This is a genomic window from Azospirillum soli (assembly GCF_017876165.1).
In the GTDB taxonomy this organism is placed as follows: Bacteria; Pseudomonadota; Alphaproteobacteria; order Azospirillales; family Azospirillaceae; genus Azospirillum; species Azospirillum soli.
On record NZ_JAGINQ010000016.1, the window covers coordinates 107,148 to 130,059 of the forward strand.

A 22,912-nucleotide genomic window follows, 5' to 3' on the forward strand; every position below is an offset into this window, starting at 1 on the left:
GCGTGCCTCGGTTCGGTGTCGGGGGTTTTGACACAGATGGACACAGATGAACACAGATGAGCGTCGGCTCCGCCGCTACAGCGCCACTCGTTTGAACCCGAGCCTCGGCGTGCCGAAGTTCAGGACAAGCCCCGTCCGTAAACCGCTGGCCTTCAGGTAATTGAGCGTCTGTCCGATGTGTGCCGAGACAATTCCTTCGACGGCCTTGATCTCAACGACAGCCGTATGGGCCACGATCATGTCCGCCACATAGCGCCCGACGGGTGCCCCTTTATAGGCGATCTTGAACTCGACCTCCTCCCGCACCGGAAGCCCTCGCAAAGCAAGTTCATAGGCCAAGGCCTTGCGATAGACGACTTCCAAGAACCCATTGCCCATGACATTCGCGACTTCGACGGCGGCTCCGATGATGGCCTGGGTCAATGGGTCTTTCCCGTCCGGCGACGACTGATCCGTGTTCATCTGTGTTTATCTGTGTCCATCTGTGTCAAAACACCCGAAGTATGGCGGATCGACCAGTGGTACGAAAGGGCAGGGGTATGACGGGCAAGAACGCGGTCGTCCTGGTCAGCGGCGGGCTCGATTCCACCACGGTCCTCGCCATCGCCAAGGCAGAGGGCTACCGCGTCAACGCGCTCAGCTTCCGCTACGGCCAGCGCCACGCCGTCGAACTGGAGGCGGCCAAGCGCGTCGCCTCGGCCATGACGGTGGACCGCCACGTCATCGCCGACATCGACCTGCGCGCCTTCGGCGGCTCGGCGCTCACCGACGCCATCGACGTGCCCAAGCACGCCAGCGCCGCCGACTTGGGGGAGGGCATTCCCGTCACCTACGTTCCGGCGCGCAACACCATCTTCCTGTCCTTCGCGCTGGCCTGGGCGGAGACTCTCAATGCGTCGGACATCTTCATCGGCGTGAACGCGCTGGACTACTCGGGCTATCCCGACTGCCGGCCGGAATACATCGCGGCTTTCGAGACCATGGCGAACCTCGCCACCAAGGCGGGCGTGGAGGGCACCAGCCGCTTCAAAATCCACGCGCCTCTGATGACGCTGGACAAGGCCGGCATCATCCGGCGCGGGCTGGAATTGGGCGTGGACTACACCCTGACCCACTCCTGCTACGATCCCACACCCACCGGCGAGGCCTGCGGCACCTGCGACAGTTGCCTGCTGCGCCTGAAGGGCTTTCAGGAGGCCGGGCTTACCGATCCGGTGCGCTACCGGGCTCTGTAAGCCCCCAATTCTTTGGAAGTGCGGACCCACATCCGGCGGGGCGAGCGAATTAGGCCCGAAGAGGCAAGCCCTCCGGACCGGCGCGGTGCGACAATTCCTTCCATCGCCCTTGCGGCGTCTTGCAGAGGGAGGAATGCATCATGCGGCAGTCCCGTATGGCTCTTTCTCTGTCTCTGGCCATGACGGTCGCTGTTCCCGCGCTGGCTCTCGCCGACACCACCAGCGCCCAGCACACGCCACCCAGGACCGACCAAGAGATGATCACGAACGCCATGTCCGCCGCCCCGCGGGCCGTGGCCGAAACGGCGACCATCATCGCCATGAACGAGAAAGGAGAGGCGCGCACGCTGCGCCAGGGCACCGGCGCCGGCAACTTCACCTGCATGCCCGACAACCCGATGACGCCGGGCAACGACCCCATGTGCCTGGACAAGAACGGAATGGCCTGGGCGCAGGCCTGGATGGAGCACAAGGACCCGCCGAAGGGCAAGGTCGGCTTCGGCTACATGCTGGCCGGCGGATCGGACGCCAGCAACGACGATCCCTACGCGACCGCTCCGGCCACCGGGCATGCCTGGGTGGACACCGGGCCGCACGTCATGATCCTGAACGCGACGGACATGATGGACGGCTATCCGAGGACGGCCGCCGATCCGAAGGCGCCCTACGTGATGTGGGGCAACACCCCCTACGCCCACCTGATGATCCCCGTGCGCGACACGGCCGGCGAGGTCGCCGAAGCGCCCAAGTGATCCGCCCAAGTGATAGGTCCCGGACGGGCCGCTGAAAGATGCGGCCCGTTCCGCCTCACGCGGCCGGGAACAGACCCTTCGGCTTGATCGCCAGCACCACCGCCATCAGCACGTAGATCGCCATGGAGGCGAGCGCCGCCCCCGCCGCGTTGGCGCTGGCCGCGTCCATCACCATCCGGAAGGCGGAGGGCAGCAGCGCCCGCCCCATCGTATCGACGATCCCAACCAGCAAGGCACCCACCAAGGCCCCCCGGATCGACCCGATCCCCCCGATCACGATAACCACGAAGGTCAGGATCAGGATCTGCTCGCCCATGCCCACCTGGACGGCCAGCACCGGCCCAGCCATGGCGCCTGCGAGCCCCGCCAGCCCGCAGCCCAGCGCGAAGACCAGCCCGAACAGCAGCCGGACATCGACGCCCAGCGCCATCACCATCTCGCGGTTGGTCGCCCCGGCCCGGATCAGCATACCCAGGCGCGTCTTGGCGATCAGCAGCCACAGGAACACGGCGACCGCGATGCCCACCGCCAGGATGGTCAGGCGGAAGGCCGGGTACTTCAGCCCGAACAGGTCCACCGTCCCGGCCAGCGCCGCCGGCGGGTTCAGGAAGATCGGCACCGGCCCGAAGACGATCTTGACCAGTTCGTTGAAGAACAGGATCAGCCCGAAGGTCGCCAGCACCTGATCCAAATGGTCGCGCCGGTACAGCGTGCGCAACGCCACCGCCTCCACCGCCAGCCCGATCAGCGCGGTCAGCAGCACCGCCGCCACCAGCGCCAGCGGAAAGTTGCCCAGCACTGGCACCAGCGCCGCCGTCAGATAGGCGCCGACCATGTAGAAGGACCCGTGCGCCAGATTGATCAGGTCCATGATGCCGAAGACGAGCGTCAGCCCGGCCGCCATCAGGAACAGCATCACCCCAAGCTGAAGCCCGTTCAGCCCCTGTTCGGCCAACAGAAGCGCGTCCATTATCTCAACCCGATCATTTCAGGGGGCAGTTTTGGGCGTGCACGTCGGCGTGGTCGGTGAAGACGATGCCGGTCAGCCGGTTGGTCAGCGCCCCCGTCTCGTCGCGCACGACCTCACGCTGGTAATAGTTCTGGATCGGGTAGTGGTTGGTGTTGAAGCGGAACCGCCCGCGCACCGAGTCGAACGGCGCGCTTTCCAGCGCCTTGCGCAGCCTGTCCTTGTCCTTCAGGTCGCCGCCCACGGCCTTCACCGCCCCGTCGATCAGCTTCGCCGCGTCATAGCTCTGCGCCGCGTAGAAGGACGGGATGCGCCCGAATTTGGTTTTGAAGCCCTCGACGAACCGCTTGTTCTCGGCGTTGTCGAGGTCGGGGCTCCATTGCAGCGGATTCTTGATGCCGATGGCTGCGTCGCCGACCGCGCCCAGAATGTCCTGGTCGAAGGAAAAGCCCGGCCCGACCAGCGGGATCTGCGTCAGCAGCCCGGCCTGATCGTACTGCTTGATGAAGTTGATGCCCATCCCGCCGGGATAGAAGATGAACAGCGCGTCCGGCTTGGCCGCCTTCACCTGCGCGATCTCGGCGGCGTAGTCCAACTGCCCGAAGGGCGTGAAGGCCTCGCCGACGATCTCGCCCTTGAAGCCGCGCTTGAAGCCGGCCACCACGTCCTTGCCGGACGGGTAGTTCGGCGCCATCGCGTAGACGCGCTTGAACCCCTGGGTCTGCGCCGCCTGACCCGCCGCCTCGGCGACCGTGTCCACCGGCCAGGAGACGTTGAAGAAGTACGGGTTGCACTGCGCCCCGGCCAGCTGCGCCGTGCCGGCGTTCGGGCTGATGAAGAAGGTCTTGGACGCCGCCAGCGTCGGCACCATGGCGAGCGCCAGGTTCGACCAGATGATGCCGGTGACAAACTGCACGCGCTCGCGCTCCGTCATCCGGTTGGCGAGGCCAACCGCGACGTCCGGCTTCTGCTGGTCGTCGGCCTCGATCACCTGAGTGTCGAGGCCGCCGAGCTTGCCGCCCGCATGCTCCACCGCCAGCGCGAAGCCGTCGCGGATGTCCGCCCCGACGACGGCGCCGGGACCGGACAGGGTCGTGACCAGCCCGATCTTCAGCGTCTCGGCGGCTGAAACCGAAGAGGCGCAGAGGGAAAGGGCGGTGGCGGCGAGGAGAATGCGTTTCATGGGAAATGCCCCCCTCACTTCATCGGGCAGTCCTTGGCATAGGCGTCCGCGTGGTTGGCGAACACCGTGGCGACCGTCTTGTTGGTGATCGCCCCGTCCGGCCCGGCCACCACCTCGCGCAGGTAGATGTTGTGGATCGGGTAATGGTTGTTGTTGAAGGTGAACTCGCCGCGCACGCTCGGCACCTTGGCGGTCTTGAACGCGGCGCGCAGCTTGTCCTTGTCCTTCAGCTCGCCGCCGACACCTTTGACCGCCGCGTCGATCAGCAGCGCCGAATCATAGCCCTGCGCCGCGTACATCGACGGGATGCGGCCGTATTTCGCCTTGAAGGCGGCGACGAAGGCCTTGTTCGCGGGGTTGTCCAGGTCCGGGCTCCACTGGGCGGAGTTCTTCACCCCCAGCGCCGCCGCGCCGACCGCCGCCAGGATGTCCTGGTCAAAGGAGAAGCCGGGGCCGAACAGCGGCACCGCGCCCTTCAGGCCGGCCTGCTCGTACTGCTTGATGAAGTTGATGCCCATGCCGCCGGGATAGAAGACGTAGACGGCGTCGGGTGCCGCGGCCTTCAGCTGCGCCAGTTCGGCGGCGTAGTCCAGCTGGCCCACCTGGGTGTAGACCTCGCCCGCCACGTCGCCCTTGTAGAAGCGCTTGAAGCCTGCCAGCGCGTCCTTGCCGGCCGGGTAGTTCGGGGCCATCAGGTAGACCTTCTTGTGGCCCTTGTCCTGGACGTGCTGCCCGACCGCCTCGTGGATCTGATCGTTCTGGTAAGCGGCGTTGAAGAAGTACGGGTTGCACTGCGCGCCGGCCAGCTGCGACGGCCCGGCGTTCGGGCTGATGAAGAAGGTCTGCGCCCCGGCCAGCGTCGGCATGAGGGCAAGCGCCAGGTTCGACCACACGATGCCGGTCACGACCTGCACGCGGTCGCGCTCGACCATGCGGTTGGCGAGGCCCACGGCCACGTCCGGCTTCTGCTGGTCGTCCGCCTCGAAAACCTGCGTGTCCTGCCCGCCGAGCTTGCCGCCCTTCTGCTCCAGCGCCAGCGCGAAGCCATCGCGGATGTCGATGCCCAGTCCGGCGCCCGGACCCGACAGGGTGGTGATCAGGCCGATCTTCAGCGGTTCAGCCATAACTGGCGTGGCGAGCAGAGCCAGCGCGGAGGCCAGCGGAAGCAACTTGCGGGTCATGACGGTCCAGCCTCCAGACTTCTTGTTATACGTCGCTTATTGTACGTCGTTGCGTTGTTAGGCCGCCGCGCGCCTTTCATCGGCCCTCTTGTCGGCCCAGGCGCGGGCGGTGGTCGGGCGTCCCTCGGCGTCGATCAGGCCGCGTCGGTGCAGCTCGTCCACATGGCGGATGAAGAAGGTGGCGGTGCTTTCCCGCTCCCAGCTTTCCATCCAGTTCTGTTCCAGGAAGGCGAGGATCGCCGGCTGCCCCAGCTCCGCTTCCCATAGGACGCCGAGCAGCGAGGTCTGCTGCTCCTCGTGCATGCATTCCTCGAAGGTCAGTTTCTGCTGGCTGCGGGCTTCCTTGCGCAGCGTGGTCTCCGGCCCCGGCCCCAGGCCGAAGTCGTAGAGCGGCCGGCGTTCCGGCGCCGCGACCAGCCAGTGCGCGACCTCGTGCACGATGACCGTGGCCTCCACGTCGGTGCGGATGACCTGACCGTCCCACATGAAGGAGGTGTTCGGCGGTTCGTCCAGCGTGCCGATGCCGTGGGCGTGCGCCATCCGGACGGCCTCAGCGCGCTGCTCGGGCGTGTCCACGCCGCCGGGAACCGGCCAAGTCGCGGCGATGCGGCGAAAGGCGGCGAGCGCCAGAGGCTGTTCGGCCAGCATCCGTTCAAAGGTGGCCAGCGCCTCCGGCATCACCTCGGCCGGGATCGGAGTCAGGATCATGGTGCTTTTGTATGCTGCGGTCCGCTGAGGCGCTTATTTGCCCAGGCAGGCCCACCCGACGCAAGATTTATTCCCTCCCCCGCCGTGAGGTGGTGGAGGGTTAGGGTGGGGCCGCCGCTGGGTCTTTACGCCGCGCGCATGTCGCCGAGGAAGCGGGAGACGAAGCCGCGCAGATCCTCCGCCTCGTGCGACAGGCCGTCGGCGGCGCTCAGCACCTGACGCGACGCCTCGTCGGCGGCGGCCGCCGCCTGGGTCACGCCGGTGATGGTGCCGGACACCTCCTGGGTGCCGCGCGCGGCCTCCTGGACGTTGCGGCTGATCTCCCGCGTGGCGGCGCCCTGTTCCTCGACCGCCGCGGCGATGGTCGTGGAGATGCCGTTGATCTCGCCGATGATGCGGCCGATCTCGGCAATGGCCAGGGCGGCCTCGCGGCTGACCTCCTGGATGCCGTTGATCTGGGCGGAAATGTCCTCGGTCGCCTTGGCCGTCTGGCTGGCGAGGTTCTTGACCTCCGACGCCACCACGGCGAAGCCCTTGCCGGCCTCGCCCGCGCGGGCCGCCTCGATGGTTGCGTTCAGGGCCAGCAGGTTGGTCTGGCTGGCGATGTCGTTGATCAGCTGCACGACCTCGCCGATGCGCTGGGCGGCATCGACCAGACCGCGCACCGTGGCGTCGGTCTGCCGGGCGGTGGCCACAGCCGTGCCGGCGATGCTGGTGCTCTGCGCGACTTGGCGGCTGATCTCGGCGATGGAGCCCGACAGCTGCTCGGCCGCCGCCGCCACCGTCTCCACGTTGGCCGTGGCCTCGCCGGACGCGGCGGCGACGGCGCCGGCCTGCCGGGTGGTCTGCTCGGCCGTCGCCGACATGCCCTGCGCGGTGGCCTGCAATTGCGTGGCGGCGGACGAGACGCGGCCCAGCGCCTCCAGCGCCAGCTGGTCGAACGCGTGGGTCAGGGATTCGATGCGCTCGGCGCGCTTCTGCCGGGCCTGCTGCTCGGCGGCCTGCTGGGCGGCCAGCTGGTCGGCGCGGATCAGGCTGTCCTTGAAGACCTGCACGGCCTTCGCCATGCCGCCGATCTCGTCGCCGCGCTCCAGGCCGGGGACCTCCACCGTCCGGTTGCCGCCGGCAAGGCTGGTCATGGTTTCCGTCATCGCCACGATGGGGCGCGACAGGCCACGGCCGATCAGCACCGCCGTGGCGAGGCCGAGCGCGATGGCGATCAGCGAGGCGACGACGGTCAGGGCGCCGGCCGCCTCGACGTTGGAGCTGGCTGTGTCGCCCAGCGCGATCTGCTCGTTTCCGCTGGCGGCCTTCAGTGTCTCCACCTCGGCGTTCACCGACGGGCCGAGCTTGTCGAGCGTGTTGCGGACGAGGTCGTCGCGCTTGTTCGTGGCCACCACCATCCTTTCGAACTCGGTGGCGTAGACCCGCTGCATCGCCAGGAACGACATGGCGCCCTTGCGGCGTTCGGCGTCGGACAGTCTGGCCAGCATGGCGTTCCCACGGTCGCGCGCGTTCTGGAATTCCTTGCGGGCGCTGTCCGCGTTCTCCGGCAGGCTGTCGGTCAGGAAGCGCGTTGCCGCGACGCGGGCAGCCAGGAAATGCCGCCCCGCCATGCCGGCCAGATAGGCGGCTTCGGTGTCGCCGTTCGCGTGGGCGCTGTCCATGACGTCGCCCAGCGCCTTTTCCATTTTCGGGCCGATCTCTTCAAGTTCGGACACGGCCTTGTTGCGGGCGGCCTGAAGCTCCTGAACCTTGGCGAAGGCGTCCTGATACTGGCGCAGCTCCGCGCCCATGGTCTCGACCGTCGTCGTCAGGGCCGCGTCGGAGAACAGCGCCTTCGCCTCCTCGATCTGCCGGGCGAGGGTCGCGGCCCGCGCGTCGACCTCGCGCGTCGCGTCCTCGTTGCCGGTCAGCAGGAAGGTCTTCGCGTGCAGCTGCGTCTCCAGCAAGGTCGCCTGAATTCGTCCCAGCTCGTTCGTCTGGCGGACCAGCGTGCGGTAGGTCGCGAAATCGTCCTTGGCTCCGGACAGGGCGACGGCGGCCAGGATGCTGATGGCGATCAGGAAGATCAGAATGCCGGCGCTGCCGGCCGTGATCTTGGTTCCGACCCGCAGATGGTTGAGCGCGCTCATGGCGGAAAAACTCCGATAGGGCACGGATGGTTTAGACTGCAAACATCACGCTTTGGTAACACCAATTCATCAACCGTGCCAACCTTACGTAGACCTACGCAACTTGGCCTAGACAGTCCCCAGCAGAGCAAGCCGCTCCCCTTGGCGGCGCTTACACTTCCGAACGCTGGCGGTTTGGTGGCGTGCTGGAATATTTGTCCTGCGCCCGGTGTTCGCCTTCATCGAATCGGTTCGCTGCGTGGCGATCGGGGCGCGGTTTGGTCAAGGCTTGTGCCGCGAAATGACCACAAGAGAGGCATTTTGCTCATTCCATCGTATCGTGGTATAGGACCAACGGCGGAACGTCCGGCCGGGGACGCCCGCAATCCGTCTTCCATCCCGGCTCACGACGACTTGACGCAACGGCTGGCCATGCCTCTCCCCGACGCGCCCTCCACGGCGGCACCGGCCGTTCCCGGCGACACCGGTTCTTCCCCGGCCTCTTCTTCCCCGAAAGCGAAGCGGGGCACCCGCGCCACCCGCGCCCGCCTGTCGGTGGTGATCCCCTTCTACAATGAAGGTCCGAACGTCGATGCCCTGTTCGACCGGCTGGTCCCGGTGCTGGACGGGCTGGACGTGGAGTGGGAGGTGGTTTGCGTCAACGACGGCAGCCGCGACGACACGCTGGACCGCCTGCTGGACGTGCACGACCGCGAGCCTCGGGTGAAGGTGGTGGACCTGTCGCGCAACTTCGGGAAGGAACTGGCGCTGTCCGCCGGCCTGACCCACGCGACGGGCGACGCCGTGGTGCCGATGGACGCCGACCTCCAGCACCCGCCGGAGATGCTGCCCCAGTTCCTCGCCAAATGGCGCGAAGGTTTCGACGTGGTCGTCGCCGTGCGCAACGCGCGGGTGGGGCAGAGCCTGAGGCACCGTATCTTCGCGAAGACCTTTTACTGGATCTTCGACAACCTGTCCGAAATCAAGCTGCCCCGTGAGGTCGGCGACTTCCGCCTGATGGACCGCAAGGTCGTGGAGGTCATCAACCGCATGCCGGAGCGCACGCGCTTCATGAAGGGCATCTTCGCCTGGGTCGGCTTCCGCCAGACCAGCATCCCCTACGAACAGGGGGAGCGCGCGGGCGGTGAGACCAAATGGGGCTTCCTGAAGCTGCTCAGCCTGTCCTTCGACGGGCTGACCGCCTTCTCCACCTTCCCGCTGCGGGTGTGGAGCCTGGTCGGCATGGCGTTGTCGGGCGTGGCCTTCGTCTACATTCTGATCCGCTTGGTCCGCACGCTGTTCCACGGCATCGACGTGCCCGGCTATGAATCGCTGCTGGTCGCGGTGCTGTTCCTGGGCGGTATCCAGCTGATCACGCTGGGCATCATCGGCGACTATCTCGGCCGCGTGTTCGCCGAGGTCAAGGGGCGCCCCCTCTTCATCGTCCGCTCCGCGCATGGCTTCGAGGAGGACGAGGTCGCCGCGCCGCCGGCCCGCCGCACCGCCGGGCCCGAGGATCGCCCCGTCAAGGATCGCCCCGTCAAGGATCGCCTTTGATGAACTACCAGACGCCCGCCGTTCTCGCGTCCGAGGCGGCGGCCTTCCCGCAGCGCCGCGCCGGCGCCCTGTGGGACGATCTCGCGCGCGCCCTGCTTCTGGTGCTCGTCATCCTGGCGGCGCTGAGCTTCCGCTCCTACGGCATCAGCACGGACGAGGAGGTTCAGCACATCTACGGAAAGAAGCTGCTGTCCTTTTACCTCTCCGGGTTCCAGGACCAGTCGGCCTTCCATTTCAAGGATCTCTACCTCTACGGCGGCCTCTTTGACTTGGTGACGGCGGTGCTCGTCCACGTCTCGCCGTTCGAGGAGTACGAAACCCGCCATCTGCTCTGCGCGCTGGTCGGCGTGCTGGGCATCGCCGGCTGCTGGCGCTACGCGCGCCTGCTGGGCGGCCCGCGCGCCGGTTTCGTCGCGGCGGCCCTGCTGGCGCTGTCGGGCGTCTATTACGGGGCGATGTTCAACAACACCAAGGATGTGCCCTTCGCGGCCGGCATGGTGTGGACGCTCTATTTCGCCACCCGCATCCTGAACCAGTTGCCAAGGCCCAGCCGCAGCGCGGTTCTGAAGTTCGGCCTGACGCTGGGCCTGACGCTGGCGATCCGCATCGGCGCGGTGTTGGCCGGCTTCTACCTCGCGGTGGCGCTCGCCCTCTACGTCGCGCTGGTGGCGCGGCGCGAGGGAATGGGCGTGGCTCTGTCCGACACGCGGCGGATCGTGGTGGCGCTGCTGCCGGCCATTCCCGTGGCCTACGTGTTGATGGCGGCCTTCTGGCCCTGGGCAGTGCAGCATCCCCTGAACCCGCTGGAGGCGCTGCGCGTCGTTTCGCATTTCCCCATCGACATCCAGACCCTCTTCATGGGGGAGATGGTCAGTTCGGCGGCGCCGCCCGCGCTCTATCTGCCCGTCTACCTCGCCGTGAAGGTGCCGGAGGCGGTGCTGATCGGCACGGGCGTGGCCGTCCTGCTGGCGCTGGCGTGGTTCGTGCGCGGCGGCTGGCGCCTGCGCGCCGGCTTCGAGGCCGTACGCTTCGTCCCGCTGGCGCTGGCGGCCTTCTTGCCGATCCTGCTGTTCGTGCTGATGCGCCCGTCGGTCTACAACGGCATCCGCCACTTCCTGTTCGTCGTTCCGCCGATGGTGGTCATGGCCGGATTGGCGACGGACCGGCTGTGGGTGTACGCGGAGAGACACGGCCGCCGGGCCGGTCAGGCCTTCAGCGCGGGCGTCACCGTGGTGGCGGTGCTGTACGCGTGGCAGCTCGGCTGCATGCATCCGAACCAGTACGTGTACTACAACCAGTTCACCGGCGGCCTGAAGGGCGCCCAGGGCCGGTTCGAGCTGGACTATTGGGGCAATTCCCAGCACGAGGCACTGCAAGAGCTGATCGCCTTCGTGGAGCGCGAGAACGACGGCCACCCGCCGCCGCGCCAGTACACGCTGACGGTCTGCGGCAACACGCTGGCCGTACGTTTCGAGCTGCCGCCCTGGCTGCGTCTGGTCAACGGCATCGAGCCCGACTGGCGCCGCGCCGACTTCTTCATGGCCTTCACCCAGGTGAAGCGCTGCCCGTCTCTGCTCGGCGGCCACCCGATCATCGAGATCGCGGCCGACGACGTGCCCCTGACCATCGTCAAGGACCGCCGCCCCCCGCCGGCCGAAATCCCGACGGAATAGCCGCACCACCCGGTTACCCCGCCCGCCGCTGCTAGGCGCGTTGGCGTGATGTCCGTCCGCGGGCGTACCGCCGGGCGCGTCCGGTACCCACTGTCCGAACTCGTTCTCCAAGACGGAGGGTGGGATGCGGAGGCCGGTGGTGGGGGTCCTGACGTTTCTCGCGCTCTGGGGTTGGGCGACCGTCCCGGCCGACGCGGTGGGCGTCGATTCCTTGCGCGACACCGTCACGGCGCTGGCCGAGCGGCGCCTGTCCGAAGCCGGCCCCGGCAGTCTGGTGGTGGGGGTCATCAAGGACGGCCGCACGATGGTCGTCGGGCGCGGCGCCAGCGGCCGGCCGGACGGCGGCCCGCCCGACGGGCGCACGGTCTTCCAGATCGCCTCGCTGACCAAACCCTTCACCGGCACCATCCTGGCCGAGCTGATCCGCGCCGGCCGCGTGGCGCCGACCGACCCGCTGGCCCGCCACCTGCCGCAGCCGGTTCGCGCGCCGGACTATGACGGCAAGCCGATTCGCCTTCTCGATCTCGCCACCCACACGGCGGGCCTGCCCAACGTGCCGGAGACCCCGCGTTTTTCCTGGAGCCGCCTGGAGGATCCCCGCAACCCCTACAAGCCCCTGACGCGGGAGGAGGTGGCCTCCTGGCTGTCCGGCTTCAGCCTGCCGGTGCCGCCGGGCACTCGCTTCCGCTATTCCAACGTCGGCATGGCCGTGCTGGGGGAGGCATTGTCATCGGCCGCCGGCACGCCTTACGAGACTCTGCTGAAGCGCGTCGTCACCGACCGTTTCGGCCTGAAGGACACGACGCTGCGCCTGACCGCCGAGCAACGCGCCCGCAAGGCGGTCGGCCACGCCCACGGGCAGGTCGTCCCGGATTGGGAGGCGCCGGCCATGCAGCCGTCTTTCGGCCTCTATTCCACCGCCGACGACCTGCTGCGCTGGCTGCGCGCCAACATGGGCGAATGCCCCCGCATAAATGGAAGCGGCGCCAATGGAAACGGTGTCAATGGGGGCGGCTGCGAGGCCAACGCGAGTGCCACGCTGGCGCTCGCCCAATCCGTCCAGGTGGACGGCCGGGCCTTGACCGATCCGGGCACGTTGGGGCAGGGGGCCATGGCGCTGGGCTGGTTCGTCGCCTGGGCCGGGGACGGCACGCCGATCCTCTGGCATTCCGGCTCGACGGGCGGCTTCAACGCCTATATTGCCTTTTCCCGCGCCCATCGCTGGGCCGCCGTGGCCCTGACCAACAGCGACCCCGAACGCGTCGTGGCCGACAAGGTCGTCGGCGACCTCATCCGCCACTTCGAGGCGCATTGATGCCCACGACCGCATGGCGTCGGAACGCAGCCTGCGCCCCACTGCCTTCAAAGACGCCGCCTTTCCTCACTGTCATCCCCGCGCAGGCGGGGATCCAGAAGTTTGACGCATAAGCGCTTGAAGGGGCTGGATTCCCGCCTTCGCGGGAATGACGGTGGTGAGCTGCCGTCTAAAAAGTTCTCATTGTCGCTCAGTGCAGGACGCGCGGCGGCTTGTCGCCGGCCGGCGGGGAAGCGCTGGCGCGTGGGTCGGCGATGGGGCCGGCCTGATGGTGGGCGAGGCGCCACACCCCCTCTTCACGAACGAACAGGTTGGTGGCAGCCAGGACGGCGCCGCCAAGCACCTCCTCGCACAGAACCAGGGCGGTGTCGCCGTACAGCGACACCCGCTCGTTGCGCGGCTGGATGGTCGGGCCGCTGGGTGCGTCCAGCACGTCTTCCCAGGCGTCCATCACCGCTTCCCGCCCGAACAGGATGGCCCAGCCCGGATGGACGCAGGACACCGGCAGACTCGTCGCCCACAGCGCGTCCATGGCGGGATAGTCGCGCTGGTTGAAGGCCCGGTAAAAGGCGCGGTTCTGGGCCAGGACGGCGTCGCGGTCGGTCATGATGGAAACGGGCTCTCGAACTGCTCAGCCCGCTTCTAGACAAGCAACTTTCCATCCGCAAGCGCTGGCCCCGCATGGGTGATGGGCCAGCGCCGGATGGAGGGATGGGAACCGCATCAGGCCTTGATGTCCACCGCCGACTTGGCGTCGCCCGTCTTGGCGCCCGAGTCGACCGTGTCGGTCAGGCCCTCGACGGGCTGGGACAGGTCCAGGTTCAGATGCATGACGCCGTCCGCGCTCTTGGTCGGCTTCAGCACGCCGAGGCCGCTCATGCCGCCCTTTTCGGCAAGGCCGTTCAGCTTTTCCAGAACGCCCTTGATCTCCTCGTCGCTGAAGCCCTCGGCGCGGACGATCATGCCGGTGGCCTTGCCGTTCACCGTGGTGGTGGCCTGCTGAACGCCGATGCTGCCCGAACCGTCGGCGTTCAGGGTCGCCTGCATGCTCTGGTCCTCGCGCCGGAAGTCCAGCGTGGACTTGGCGAAGGAGATGCGGACCGACTTGTCACCGTCCTTGATGGTCAGCTCGATGCCCTGCGACTCGATGTTCCAGGCGGAACGCGCCTCGGACATGTCCATGGTGAGCTGGCTGAAGTCCATGTTCTTCAGCTTGGCCTTCAGATGGTCGCCGAAGCCGCCCAGAACGTCGTCGACCTTGTCCTTCGGCATGCCGAGGCCGCCGAGCAGGGTGCCCAGGTCGCTCTTCATGCCGTCGATGGCTTTGGAGAAGACGCCGGCCAGACCCTTGCCGTGGTCGAGCGCGCTCTGCATGATCTTCTGGGCTTCCTGGGCACGCGCGGCCATGGCCTTCATGCTCGAGCCGTCACTGCCGCCGGTGATGCCACCGGCGCCGGCGTCAGCGCCCCCTGCGGGCTTCTTGCCGGACAGATTGTCCAGCAGGGATTCCATGGACTGGCTGATGGTGTAGGCGGGGCTGTCCGTCTTGCCCCCGGCCTTGGCCGTTTCCGGCGTCGATGCGGACTTGCCCTCGGCGGGCTTGGCCTCGGAGGACTTCTTGGCCGCTGCCTGCTGCATGACCGTGCTGGTCGTGCCGTTCGGTCCGGATACTTCCGCGTAATACATCGACGCCTCCCGCGCGCGCATGTTGCCGTCGCAGGGTAATATCGGCCATACCGGGTTTACCGGAAGTTAATTTTTCGAACAATCCGCAACGCAGAGTCGTAACCATAAGCCTGCGTACGGTTGGATCATCGCGTTGCCGGCGCCTCATCCACCGGCGCGAGCGGCGCCGCCGCCGGCCCGTTCAGCACCTTGCCGTCCACCGTGAAGCGCGATCCGTGGCAGGGACAATCCCACGTCTTCTCGCCGGGATTCCAGTGCACGACGCATTTCAAGTGCGGGCAAACCGCCGACCGGCGGTGCAGCGCCCCCGCGTCGTCGCGGTAAACGGCGACGGGCCGCCCGCCCATCTTCAGCACGGCGCCCTGGCCCGGTTCGATGCGGTCCTCGCCCTCGACCTCCGACGGCCGGACATGGTCCAGGAACTGCTTCGCCACGTCCAGATTTTCGCGCAGGTAGGTGCCCAGCTTGTTGGTCATCTTGCGCGCCGGGTCGTACAGCGCCGCCCAATGGCTGTCGCTTCCGTGGATCAGCTCGCACAGGATCAGGCCGGCGATGGTGCCGTGGGTCATGCCCATGCCGCTGTCGCCGGTCGCCACGAACACCCGCCCGCCATAGGCCGGGTCGCGCCCGATGAAGGCCAGCCCGTCGAACGGCTCCATCACCTGGCCGGACCAGCGGTATTCGACCGCCCCGGCCATCGGGAAATGCTCGCGCGTCCAGGTCTCCAGCGCGGCCCAGCGCTCGTCCATGTCCCTGGCCTCGCCGGTCTTGTGGTCCTCGCCGCCGACGATCAGCAGGTCGCGGTCGGCTTCCGGCTGCAAACGCACATAATGATAGATGTCCAGCGTGTCCCAATAGAGCGCGTCCGGCACCGACCCCTTCGGCACCCGCGCCGCGATGGCGTAGGTGCGGTAGGGCGCCTGCTTGCTGTGGATGGCGAAGCGGTCGCTGATCGGCGAATTGGTCGCAACCACCACGGCGTCCGCCTCGATGGTCTTATGGCCCGGCCCCACATGGACGTGCGCCCGGTCGCCCTCCTGGCCCACCGACGACACATGCGCCCCGGTCGCCAGTTGCCCGCCGCGCTTCAAAAAGGCCTGGGTCAGCCCGGCCAGATACTTCAGCGCGTGGAACCGCCCCTGCCGGGGAAAGCGCAGGCACGGCCCCGGATGAGTGATCGGCGGGTGGGCCACCCTGGCCACGTCGGTCAGCCCGGCGCGGTGCGCGGCGTCCAACTCCTTGTCCAGATCGGCCGGATCGCAGCCCGGCGCCAGCATCAGGTAACCGTCCAGCCGCGCGAAGTCGCAGTCGATGCCCTCCTGCTCGACGATCCGCTCGATGGTGTCGATGGCGGCGGTGTGGCTGTCGGCGGCCATGCGCGCGCCGGATTCGCTGTGCAGCCGCTCCATCTCCGTGTAGCGGTCGTCGATGGCGTTGGACAGGTGCGCGGTGGTGCGCCCCGTCTCGCCGTCGCCCGGCAACCCGTCGTCCAGCAGCAGCACGCGCTTGCCCGACCGTTGCAGCAGATAGGCGGTGGTCACGCCCGCGATGCCGGCGCCCACGACGATGACTTCCGGCCGGACGCTGCTCAGATCGGCGCTGCCGCCCGGCGTCGGGCCCGCGACGGTGCCCATCCAGACGGAGGTCGTGGTGCCGGAACCTTGCATGGCCTGTTACCTTTCACCATGGACGTGTCTTCCTGCAGAGGAACAGAAGCGCGGCAGGCGGGTTCCGGTGCTTTCGCGCCCGGTCTCGCACTGCTACGCTGACGCCAACCCGCCGCCCATCACACGATGAAGCCCCGCAAGACGCCATGACCGACCGCCTTTCCATCGCGCTGGCCCAGCTGAACCCGACCGTCGGCAACATCCCGGCGAACATCGACCGCATCCGCAACGCGCGGGCGGAGGCCGCCGCGCGCGGCGCCGACCTCGTGGTCTTTCCGGAGCTGATCGTCACCGGCTACCCGCCCGAGGATCTGGTGCTGAAGCCCTTCTTCCTCGACATGGTGGAAAAGGCCGTGACCGATCTGGCGGCGGAGACGGCCGACGACGGCCCGGCCCTGCTGGTCGGCGCGCCGTGGCGCGACCAGGGCAACCGCTACAACGCGGCCCTGCTGCTGGATGGCGGCAAGATCGCGGCAACCCGTTTCAAGGTTGATCTGCCGAACTACGGTGTCTTCGACGAAAAGCGCGTCTTCGTCCCCGGCCCGATGCCCGGCCCCATCAACTTCCGCGGCGTCCGCCTCGGCGTGCCCATCTGCGAGGACATCTGGACCCCCGACGTGGTCGAGACGCTGGCCGAGAGCGGCGCCGAGATCCTGATCGTTCCCAACGGTAGCCCGTTCGAGGCCGGCAAGCAGGACCAGCGCGTCCAACTGGCCGTGCGGCGCGTCATCGAGGCCGGCCTTCCCCTCATCTACGTGAATCAGGTTGGCGGCCAGGACGAGCTGGTCTTCGACGGCGCCAGCTTCGCCATCGGCGCCGACAGCGGCCTCGTGGCCCAGGCCCCCGCCTTCACCGAGCACCTGATGCTGACCCGCTGGGAGCGCGGTTCGGACGACGTCTGGACCTGCGCGGAGGCCGAGCGCATCGCCCCCGCCGAGGGGCTGGAGGCCATCTACACCGCCCTGGTCCTGGGCCTGCGCGACTATGTGAACAAGAACCGCTTCCCCGGCGTGATCCTCGGCCTGTCGGGCGGCATCGACTCGGCGCTGTCGGCGGCCATCGCCGTGGACGCGCTGGGCGCGCAGCGGGTGCATGGCGTGATGATGCCCTCGCCCTACACCTCGCAGGAGAGCCTGGACGACGCCGCCGAATCCGCCGAGCTGCTGGGCTGCAAGCTCGACACCATCCCCATCGTCCCGGCGATGGAGGCGTTCGAGAAGATGCTGCTGCCCGCCTTCGCCGGCCGTGATCCGGACATTACGGAAGAGAACATCCAGTCCCGCTCGCGCGGCATCACGCTTATGGCGCTGTCCAACAAGTTCGGCGCCATGGTCCTGTCCACCGGCAACAAGTCGGAGATGTCGGTCGGCTACGCCACGCTCTACGGCGACATGTGCGGCGGCTACGCGGTGCTGAAGGACGTCTACAAGACGACGGTCTACGAGGTGTCGCGCTGGCGCAACGAACACCTGCCGGCCGGTGCCCTCGGCCCCGGCGGCCGCGTCGTGCCGGAGCGCGTGCTGGTCAAGGCCCCGACCGCCGAGCTGAAGCCCAACCAGACCGACCAGGACACCCTGCCGCCCTACGACGTGTTGGACGACATTCTGGAATGCCTCGTCGAAAAGGATCTCGGCGTGCCGGAGATCGTGGCGCGCGGCCATGCGGCGGAGACGGTGAACCGCGTCTGGCGGATGCTGCATCTGGCGGAATACAAGCGCCGCCAGGCCCCTCCCGGCCCGAAGATCACAAAACGCATCTTCAACCGCGAGCGGCGCTATCCGATCACCAACGGCTTCACCAGCATCGTGTGAGGTGTCGGCCCCAACAAAAAAAGCCCCGGCCAACCGGCCGGGGCTTTTTCATGTCGGGTAATTTTACCGACCCTCACCCGCGCGTCAGGCGGATGATGGTGATCATCATGCCGACCACGTAAATCTCGGCCAGCGGCACGATCCAGGCCGGGTGGAAGATGATGCTCAGCGGCATGATCAGCAGAAGGATCAGCGCCGGAAACACCGTGTACGGCGAGTTCCAGAGAGGATGAAGGCCGTGAAACGTCTTCTTTTCTTCGCCAACCAGATTGTTGGCGCCATCAACAGTTTGATCGGTCATTCTCTAACGCCCATTATTTCTGTGGTCTTTCCCTGTCCGTCTGCTTGCGACGGAGCCAGTGTTTTCATAACACAGAAATCGGTGACTCGGGCATGACTTTGCGCCGTCTTGGCTGGGCGCCGAAGGTGGCGCGCAGAGTCCTGAGAAATACTGTGGTCTTTTACGCCGCTTCGGTCAGCGCCAGATGCGGGCGGCGGACCATCGACTGGATGGTGAAGGGCGCGCGCACGCCGCCGCTGAACAGCTCGGCGATCTCCAGCGCCTTGCGGACGCGCTCCTCGGCCGGCAGCCCCTCGGTGGAAGCCAGCGAGCCCAGCGCGTAATCGGCGCCGCAGCCGATGGCGTGATAGCCGCGCACTGCCTCGCCGACCTGATAGTCGGACTGGACGGAGAACAGCCGCCCCTCATAGCCCACCATGAAGGTGCCGCCCGTCTCCACGTCGTTGGAGCGGTGGGCGTAGCCGCCGTCCTTCAGGCAACCGCGCACGGAATCCACGAAGTCCACGACCATGTAGCGGAAGATGTCCGCCTCCGGATCGCGGTGCGGCGGCTCAAGCCGGTAGTGCAGAAGCTGGCCCATGCGGAAGGAACTGGTGAAACCGATCAGCATGTCGTTGTTGCGGAACACCTTGGTGTCCGCGCGGACGGTGATGTCCAGCCCGTTCACGCCGGCGCTGTCGCCGCCCATCCACACCCGATCGCCGTCCACCAAGCCCACAATGCAGGTCATCGCCGTCCTCGTTCTCATTCCCAAATATGCGAGAGCCAGGGCAGAGTGGGCGATTATGGTTAATGAAATCTTGCGAAAGGCTGGCCCCGAAGGGGGTATGCCCCTTCGGTAGCCTCAGCGGAACAATAACTTAAAGCGGATCTCGATCCGCTTTGGACCGCGACGGCGGGCCCGGACGCCCATGCGTCCGAAGCCCGGCCGGCAAGTGAGGCCATTTGAATCTAAAGCGAATGCAAATTCGCTTTAGCGCGCCAGCTCGATCAGCGCGCGGACGGCGTTCTCCGCCCCATCGGCGATCTGCGCCACCGACGCGTCCAGCATGTAGCAGGGGGAGGTCACGACCTTCAGATTACGGTCCACCACCACCTCGCAATGGCTGGTGTTCGTATGCTTGGCGCCCAGCTTCTCCAGCGCGGCGGCGGTCTCCGCGTCCGACCCGATGGTCAGTTCCACCCCCTCGTCGCCCAGCAGCTTCGCCAGAATCGCCGGGGCGATGCACAGCGCGCCGATGGGCTTGCCGGCGGCCCGCATGGCGCGCACGGCTTTCTCCACGTCGGCGTTGACCGTGCAGTCCGGCCCCTTGAAGGCGAAGTCGCAGAGGTTCTTGGCCGCCCCGAACCCGCCGGGGAAGATCAGCGCGTCCACCGCCGCCGCGTCGAAGGTCGCGAGGTCGCCGATCTTGCCCCGCGCAATGCGCGCGGCCTCAACCAGCACGTTGCGGGTCTCCGTCGCCTCCTCGCCCGTCAGGTGGTTCACCACATGGGCCTGCGGGATGTTCGGCGCGAAGCACACGGCCTCCGCCCCGGCCCGGCTGATGGCCAGCAGCGTGCACACCGTCTCGTGAATCTCCGCCCCGTCGAACACGCCGTTGCCCGAAAGCACGACGGCGATGCGCAGCGTCTTGTCCGCCATGGTTGCTGTCCTCCTGTTCCTGTTTTTTCACACGAAGACGCGAAGACACGAAGGCCGGTACGCCCCGCCTTCGAGTCTTCGCGCCATCAAGTGTCCGGGTTTTTCTAATATCACTCCCTCGGCGGAGCGTGCATGCGCTTCTGCCCCTGGACGAAGCGGGCCAGCGTGTCGGACAGCACGCCGCGCGGGATCATCGCCTCGATCAGCTGGAACTGCCCGCGCGTCGCCCAGGCCTTCTCCAGCGCCGCTTTCAGTTCCGCCCGCGTGCGCACCCGCACGCCGTCCCCGCCCATCCCGGCAGCCATGTCGGCGAAGCGCCAGTCATCCAGATCGTTGAAGGCCGACTCCGGCTGGAAGGTGCGCAGCATCTCCCAACTGGCGTTGTTGAAGACGATCACGATGGGGTCGATGCCCAGCCGGCGGCAGTTGCCCAGCTCCCACCCCGTCATCTGGAAGGCGCCGTCGCCGACCACCGTCAGCACCCGCTTGCCGCCGGAGACCGCCTGCGCGCCGATGCCGGCCGGCACGCCAAAGCCCATGCCCGCGTAATAGCCCGGCGCCATCAGCCCGGCGTCGATCATGTCCATGGCCGTGAACAGGCAGTCCCCCATGTCCGACGCGATCAGCAGCGGCTCGTTCCCGCCCCGGATCTGGTCGTTGACCGCCCGCGCGATGTCCATGGGCGTGATCGGCTGGTCGTCGGCCTGCAAGCCGGTCGGCCACTCGTGCCCCTGATTGCCCTTGCCGGTCCGGTTGGACGGAGGCAGCCGCTCCAGCAGGGCGTCCACCAGCCCGTCCAACGGAATGTCGGCGTAGGTGTGATACCCCAGCGTCACCGCCCGGTCGAAGGCGTGGATGGTCTTGCGCAGGTCGATCTTGCGCTGGGACACGGCGAAGTTGGTGTCGCTGAGGATCGCGCCCAGCAGGAACAGCCCGTCCGACTCCTCGACCAGCGTCGTGATCGCCGGATCGCCGGCCACGCCGATGTAGGTGCCGAGCGGCGGCGTCGGCGCCGAGGCCAGCAGCCCGCGCCCCATGAAGGTGGTCACCACCGGCACGCCCAGCCGCTGCGCCAGCTCCGCCACCTTGGCCTCCAGCCCGTAGCGGCGAACCTCGACGCAGACCATCAGCACGGGCGACGATGCCGCCTTCATGCGCGCCAGCACCTCGTCCGCGCAGGCGGCCAGCGCGTCGCGGTCCACCGGCCAGGCCGGATCGGGACCGACCGCCTCGACCTCCGCGTTCACCATGTTGCGGGGGATTTCCAGATAGACCGGCCGCGACAGCGCCCGCGCCGCGCCCAGCACGCGGGCGATCTCCGCCGGGGCCTTGGCCGGATCGTCCAGCCGGGCCTGGGCGACGGTGATCTCCTTGAAGACCTGGAACTGGGTGTCGAGCGTGCGGCCCTGATGGTGCAGCAGCAGCCCGGCGTTGCCCTCCGTCGTGCCCGGCGCGCCGGAGATGACGACGACCGGCGACTTCTCGGCATAGGCGCCGGCCACCGCGTTGACCATGTTGAAGGCGCCGGCCCCGTAGGTCACTGCCGCGACCCCCAGCGTGGAACTGTAGCGCGCCGCCGCGTCCGCCGCGAAACCCACCGCCGGCTCGTGGCTCAGCGTGTGAAGCGGCAGCACCTTGGTCTCTTCCGCCACCTTGAAGAAGGGCAGGGCGAAATCGCCCGGAATCCCGAACATGGCCTGCGCGCCGCGCTCCTTCAGCGCGCGCAGCAGGGCTTCGGCCAGTCTCATGGCCGCTCTCCCTTGATTATGGTTCTGCGGGCCGACGCCCGCCCTTGGGAGTTAAGATCGCGTCAGCGCGGCCGGCGCGCAACCGCGCCTTACGTCGTGGTCTGCCCGTGTGCGGAACCAGCACGGTCAGGTTCGCTTGCGCAGCACTCGTGCGCGAAAAAGGTGCGCGCGGCGCCGTTCGTATGTCCAAATTGCGGTTCAGCGATCGGCGTGATTTCGTACGGCGACCTTTGGTCGCGTCTGGAGATGTGCCTTGGCTGTGCTACCCATGCGGATCATCTCCCATGGAGCAGAAACCGATGCGGCGCGCCGTTCTTCTGTCTGCAACCGCCTTGGCCGTGCTTGCCGGCTGTGCCGGCGATGGTGCGCCGTACGAGCGTTCGATCTTCCGCGCCGCCGTGTTCGAGGACACCAATGTCCGCCCGCTGACGCCGCTCGCCTACCCGGTGCAGGCCCTGTCGCTGACCGGCAACACCGCCTGGGCGGAGGGCAAGGAAGGGCAGGCCGTCGCCATCGACAGCCAATACGGCATGTGGATTTCGGTCGAACCCGAACTCAAGGCCATCTGCCGCGCCTACCCGCGCGAACAGGTGATGGAGCGGCTGCACTACCTTTTGGGTCTCAAGCCGGCGACCGAGGCCGACCGCAACGCCCGTTTCATCCGCTTCACCGTGAAGGAGCCGCAGGCGACCGGCCCCACTGGCCAGGGCATCTTCCGCCCTTGCGCCGACCCCGATCCCAAGGCAACGCAGTGCGGCAACCAGATCAAGGGCACGCCGGATTACGTGTCCTGGTTCGCCAACCAGCAGGTCTTCTCCTATCAGGTCAACGGCGAGATCAAGCGCACCGGCTATCCCTGGACGCGCCTCGGCTACACCTACAACTGGGCCCCGGATGCCGCCGACATTCGCGGCGTGCAGGAATACGTCGTGCCCGACAAGACCGTCGTGACCGTGACCGAAATCGTGAAGCCCGAGGACTACTGCGCCCGTTGAGACGGGGGCAGTGCTGACAACAGTCCTAAAAAGTGGTAGGCTGCACGTCGTCATGGGGCGACGTGCGCCCGCTCGGCAATTCTTCTGGGCAGTTGTCGTCGATCACCGCGTTGGGCCATGCGTCCTGCGAATGGCCGGCCAATTGCTCGTACACAAATCGTTGTGCAGTCGCTGTACAACGACGGTTCACGAACAATTGCCGACAACGCTTTGAAGCAGGACGAAAAAGCGGTGTTTTTCGTCATTGTGCAGAATGCGGGGGCTGCACAATCTGCACAATGATGCGGCATTATGGAGCAAACGCCACCAACACTTAGCACACTAAGCGTCTGATGGCGGGCTAGACTCCCCGGAGGTTGAACGCACTTCCGGGGACG

Annotated in this window: 20 protein-coding genes; 7 read left to right on the forward strand and 13 right to left on the reverse strand. The window is 67.3% G+C overall.

What is annotated here, in order from left to right:
• Nucleotides 1-75: 75 nt before the first annotated feature.
• Complete coding sequence (locus J2852_RS22490) at nt 76-462, reverse strand: GxxExxY protein (RefSeq protein ID WP_209880019.1); 387 nt, start codon at nt 460-462, stop codon at nt 76-78.
• A 77-nt stretch (nt 463-539) separates the two neighbouring features.
• On the opposite strand from J2852_RS22490, the gene queC reads away from it, so the two are divergent.
• Together queC and J2852_RS22500 are read left to right on the forward strand one after the other, a co-directional pair.
• Complete coding sequence (gene queC, locus J2852_RS22495; RefSeq protein ID WP_209880022.1) at nt 540-1,235, forward strand: 7-cyano-7-deazaguanine synthase QueC; 696 nt, start codon at nt 540-542, stop codon at nt 1,233-1,235.
• 140 nt (nt 1,236-1,375) lie between these two features.
• Nucleotides 1,376-1,987, forward strand: coding sequence for a hypothetical protein (locus J2852_RS22500; protein WP_209880025.1), 612 nt, complete (start codon nt 1,376-1,378; stop codon nt 1,985-1,987).
• 55 nt (nt 1,988-2,042) lie between these two features.
• Here J2852_RS22500 and J2852_RS22505 read toward each other — a convergent pair whose 3' ends face one another.
• The 5 genes from J2852_RS22505 to J2852_RS22525 form a co-directional block, all read right to left on the reverse strand.
• Nucleotides 2,043-2,957 (reverse strand): branched-chain amino acid ABC transporter permease, encoded by a 915-nt coding sequence (locus J2852_RS22505; protein ID WP_209880028.1) that lies wholly within the window; start codon nt 2,955-2,957, stop codon nt 2,043-2,045.
• Nucleotides 2,958-2,970: 13 nt separating this feature from the next.
• A complete protein-coding gene (locus J2852_RS22510; protein ID WP_209880031.1) occupies nt 2,971-4,137 on the reverse strand; it encodes an ABC transporter substrate-binding protein in 1,167 nt (388 codons plus the stop codon).
• A 14-nt stretch (nt 4,138-4,151) separates the two neighbouring features.
• Nucleotides 4,152-5,318: an ABC transporter substrate-binding protein gene (locus J2852_RS22515; protein WP_209880034.1), complete on the reverse strand. Its 1,167-nt coding sequence runs from the start codon at nt 5,316-5,318 to the stop codon at nt 4,152-4,154.
• A gap of 57 nt (nt 5,319-5,375) precedes the next feature.
• Nucleotides 5,376-6,026: an elongation factor P hydroxylase gene (locus J2852_RS22520; RefSeq protein WP_209880037.1), complete on the reverse strand. Its 651-nt coding sequence runs from the start codon at nt 6,024-6,026 to the stop codon at nt 5,376-5,378.
• A gap of 125 nt (nt 6,027-6,151) precedes the next feature.
• The gene (locus J2852_RS22525; RefSeq protein ID WP_209880040.1) at nt 6,152-8,161 is read right to left on the reverse strand and encodes a HAMP domain-containing methyl-accepting chemotaxis protein; all 2,010 of its coding nucleotides are present in this window, start codon (nt 8,159-8,161) and stop codon (nt 6,152-6,154) included.
• Between the two features lie 411 nt (nt 8,162-8,572).
• Here J2852_RS22525 and J2852_RS22530 point away from each other — a divergent pair, with 411 nt between their 5' ends.
• The 3 genes from J2852_RS22530 to J2852_RS22540 all read left to right on the forward strand — a co-directional run bounded on the left by J2852_RS22530 (nt 8,573) and on the right by J2852_RS22540 (nt 12,685).
• Complete coding sequence (locus J2852_RS22530) at nt 8,573-9,697, forward strand: glycosyltransferase family 2 protein (protein WP_209880043.1); 1,125 nt, start codon at nt 8,573-8,575, stop codon at nt 9,695-9,697.
• Complete coding sequence (locus tag J2852_RS22535; protein ID WP_209880046.1) at nt 9,697-11,370, forward strand: ArnT family glycosyltransferase; 1,674 nt, start codon at nt 9,697-9,699, stop codon at nt 11,368-11,370. Before J2852_RS22530 ends, J2852_RS22535 begins: the two co-directional genes overlap by 1 nt.
• A gap of 139 nt (nt 11,371-11,509) precedes the next feature.
• Nucleotides 11,510-12,685, forward strand: coding sequence for a serine hydrolase domain-containing protein (locus tag J2852_RS22540; RefSeq protein WP_343206801.1), 1,176 nt, complete (start codon nt 11,510-11,512; stop codon nt 12,683-12,685).
• A 190-nt stretch (nt 12,686-12,875) separates the two neighbouring features.
• Here the strand turns inward: J2852_RS22540 and J2852_RS22545 are convergent, their stop codons facing one another.
• The 3 genes from J2852_RS22545 to J2852_RS22555 form a co-directional block, all read right to left on the reverse strand.
• Nucleotides 12,876-13,292, reverse strand: a complete 417-nt coding sequence (locus J2852_RS22545) for a nuclear transport factor 2 family protein (RefSeq protein ID WP_209880052.1) — start codon at nt 13,290-13,292, stop codon at nt 12,876-12,878.
• Nucleotides 13,293-13,408: 116 nt separating this feature from the next.
• Nucleotides 13,409-14,371, reverse strand: coding sequence for a hypothetical protein (locus J2852_RS22550; RefSeq protein ID WP_209880055.1), 963 nt, complete (start codon nt 14,369-14,371; stop codon nt 13,409-13,411).
• A gap of 125 nt (nt 14,372-14,496) precedes the next feature.
• Nucleotides 14,497-16,038 (reverse strand): FAD-dependent oxidoreductase, encoded by a 1,542-nt coding sequence (locus J2852_RS22555; protein WP_209880058.1) that lies wholly within the window; start codon nt 16,036-16,038, stop codon nt 14,497-14,499.
• Between the two features lie 146 nt (nt 16,039-16,184).
• Between J2852_RS22555 and J2852_RS22560 the strand changes: the two genes are divergently transcribed.
• On the forward strand, nt 16,185-17,849 hold the full coding sequence (locus J2852_RS22560) for an NAD+ synthase (RefSeq protein WP_209880061.1): 1,665 nt from the start codon (nt 16,185-16,187) through the stop codon (nt 17,847-17,849).
• Nucleotides 17,850-17,922: 73 nt separating this feature from the next.
• Here the strand turns inward: J2852_RS22560 and J2852_RS22565 are convergent, their stop codons facing one another.
• From J2852_RS22565 to ipdC, 4 genes are all read right to left on the reverse strand, one after another.
• A complete protein-coding gene (locus J2852_RS22565; protein WP_209880064.1) occupies nt 17,923-18,150 on the reverse strand; it encodes a hypothetical protein in 228 nt (75 codons plus the stop codon).
• Between the two features lie 160 nt (nt 18,151-18,310).
• Nucleotides 18,311-18,880, reverse strand: a complete 570-nt coding sequence (locus J2852_RS22570) for a hypothetical protein (protein ID WP_209880067.1) — start codon at nt 18,878-18,880, stop codon at nt 18,311-18,313.
• 243 nt (nt 18,881-19,123) lie between these two features.
• Nucleotides 19,124-19,792 carry an isoprenoid biosynthesis glyoxalase ElbB gene (gene elbB, locus J2852_RS22575; protein WP_209880070.1) on the reverse strand — a complete coding sequence of 223 codons (669 nt, stop codon included), beginning with the start codon at nt 19,790-19,792 and terminating at the stop codon, nt 19,124-19,126.
• A gap of 110 nt (nt 19,793-19,902) precedes the next feature.
• A complete protein-coding gene (gene ipdC / locus J2852_RS22580) occupies nt 19,903-21,540 on the reverse strand; it encodes an indolepyruvate/phenylpyruvate decarboxylase (RefSeq protein ID WP_209880073.1) in 1,638 nt (545 codons plus the stop codon).
• A gap of 284 nt (nt 21,541-21,824) precedes the next feature.
• Between ipdC and J2852_RS22585 the strand changes: the two genes are divergently transcribed.
• Nucleotides 21,825-22,535 (forward strand): hypothetical protein, encoded by a 711-nt coding sequence (locus J2852_RS22585; protein WP_209880076.1) that lies wholly within the window; start codon nt 21,825-21,827, stop codon nt 22,533-22,535.
• Nucleotides 22,536-22,912 lie beyond the last annotated feature (377 nt).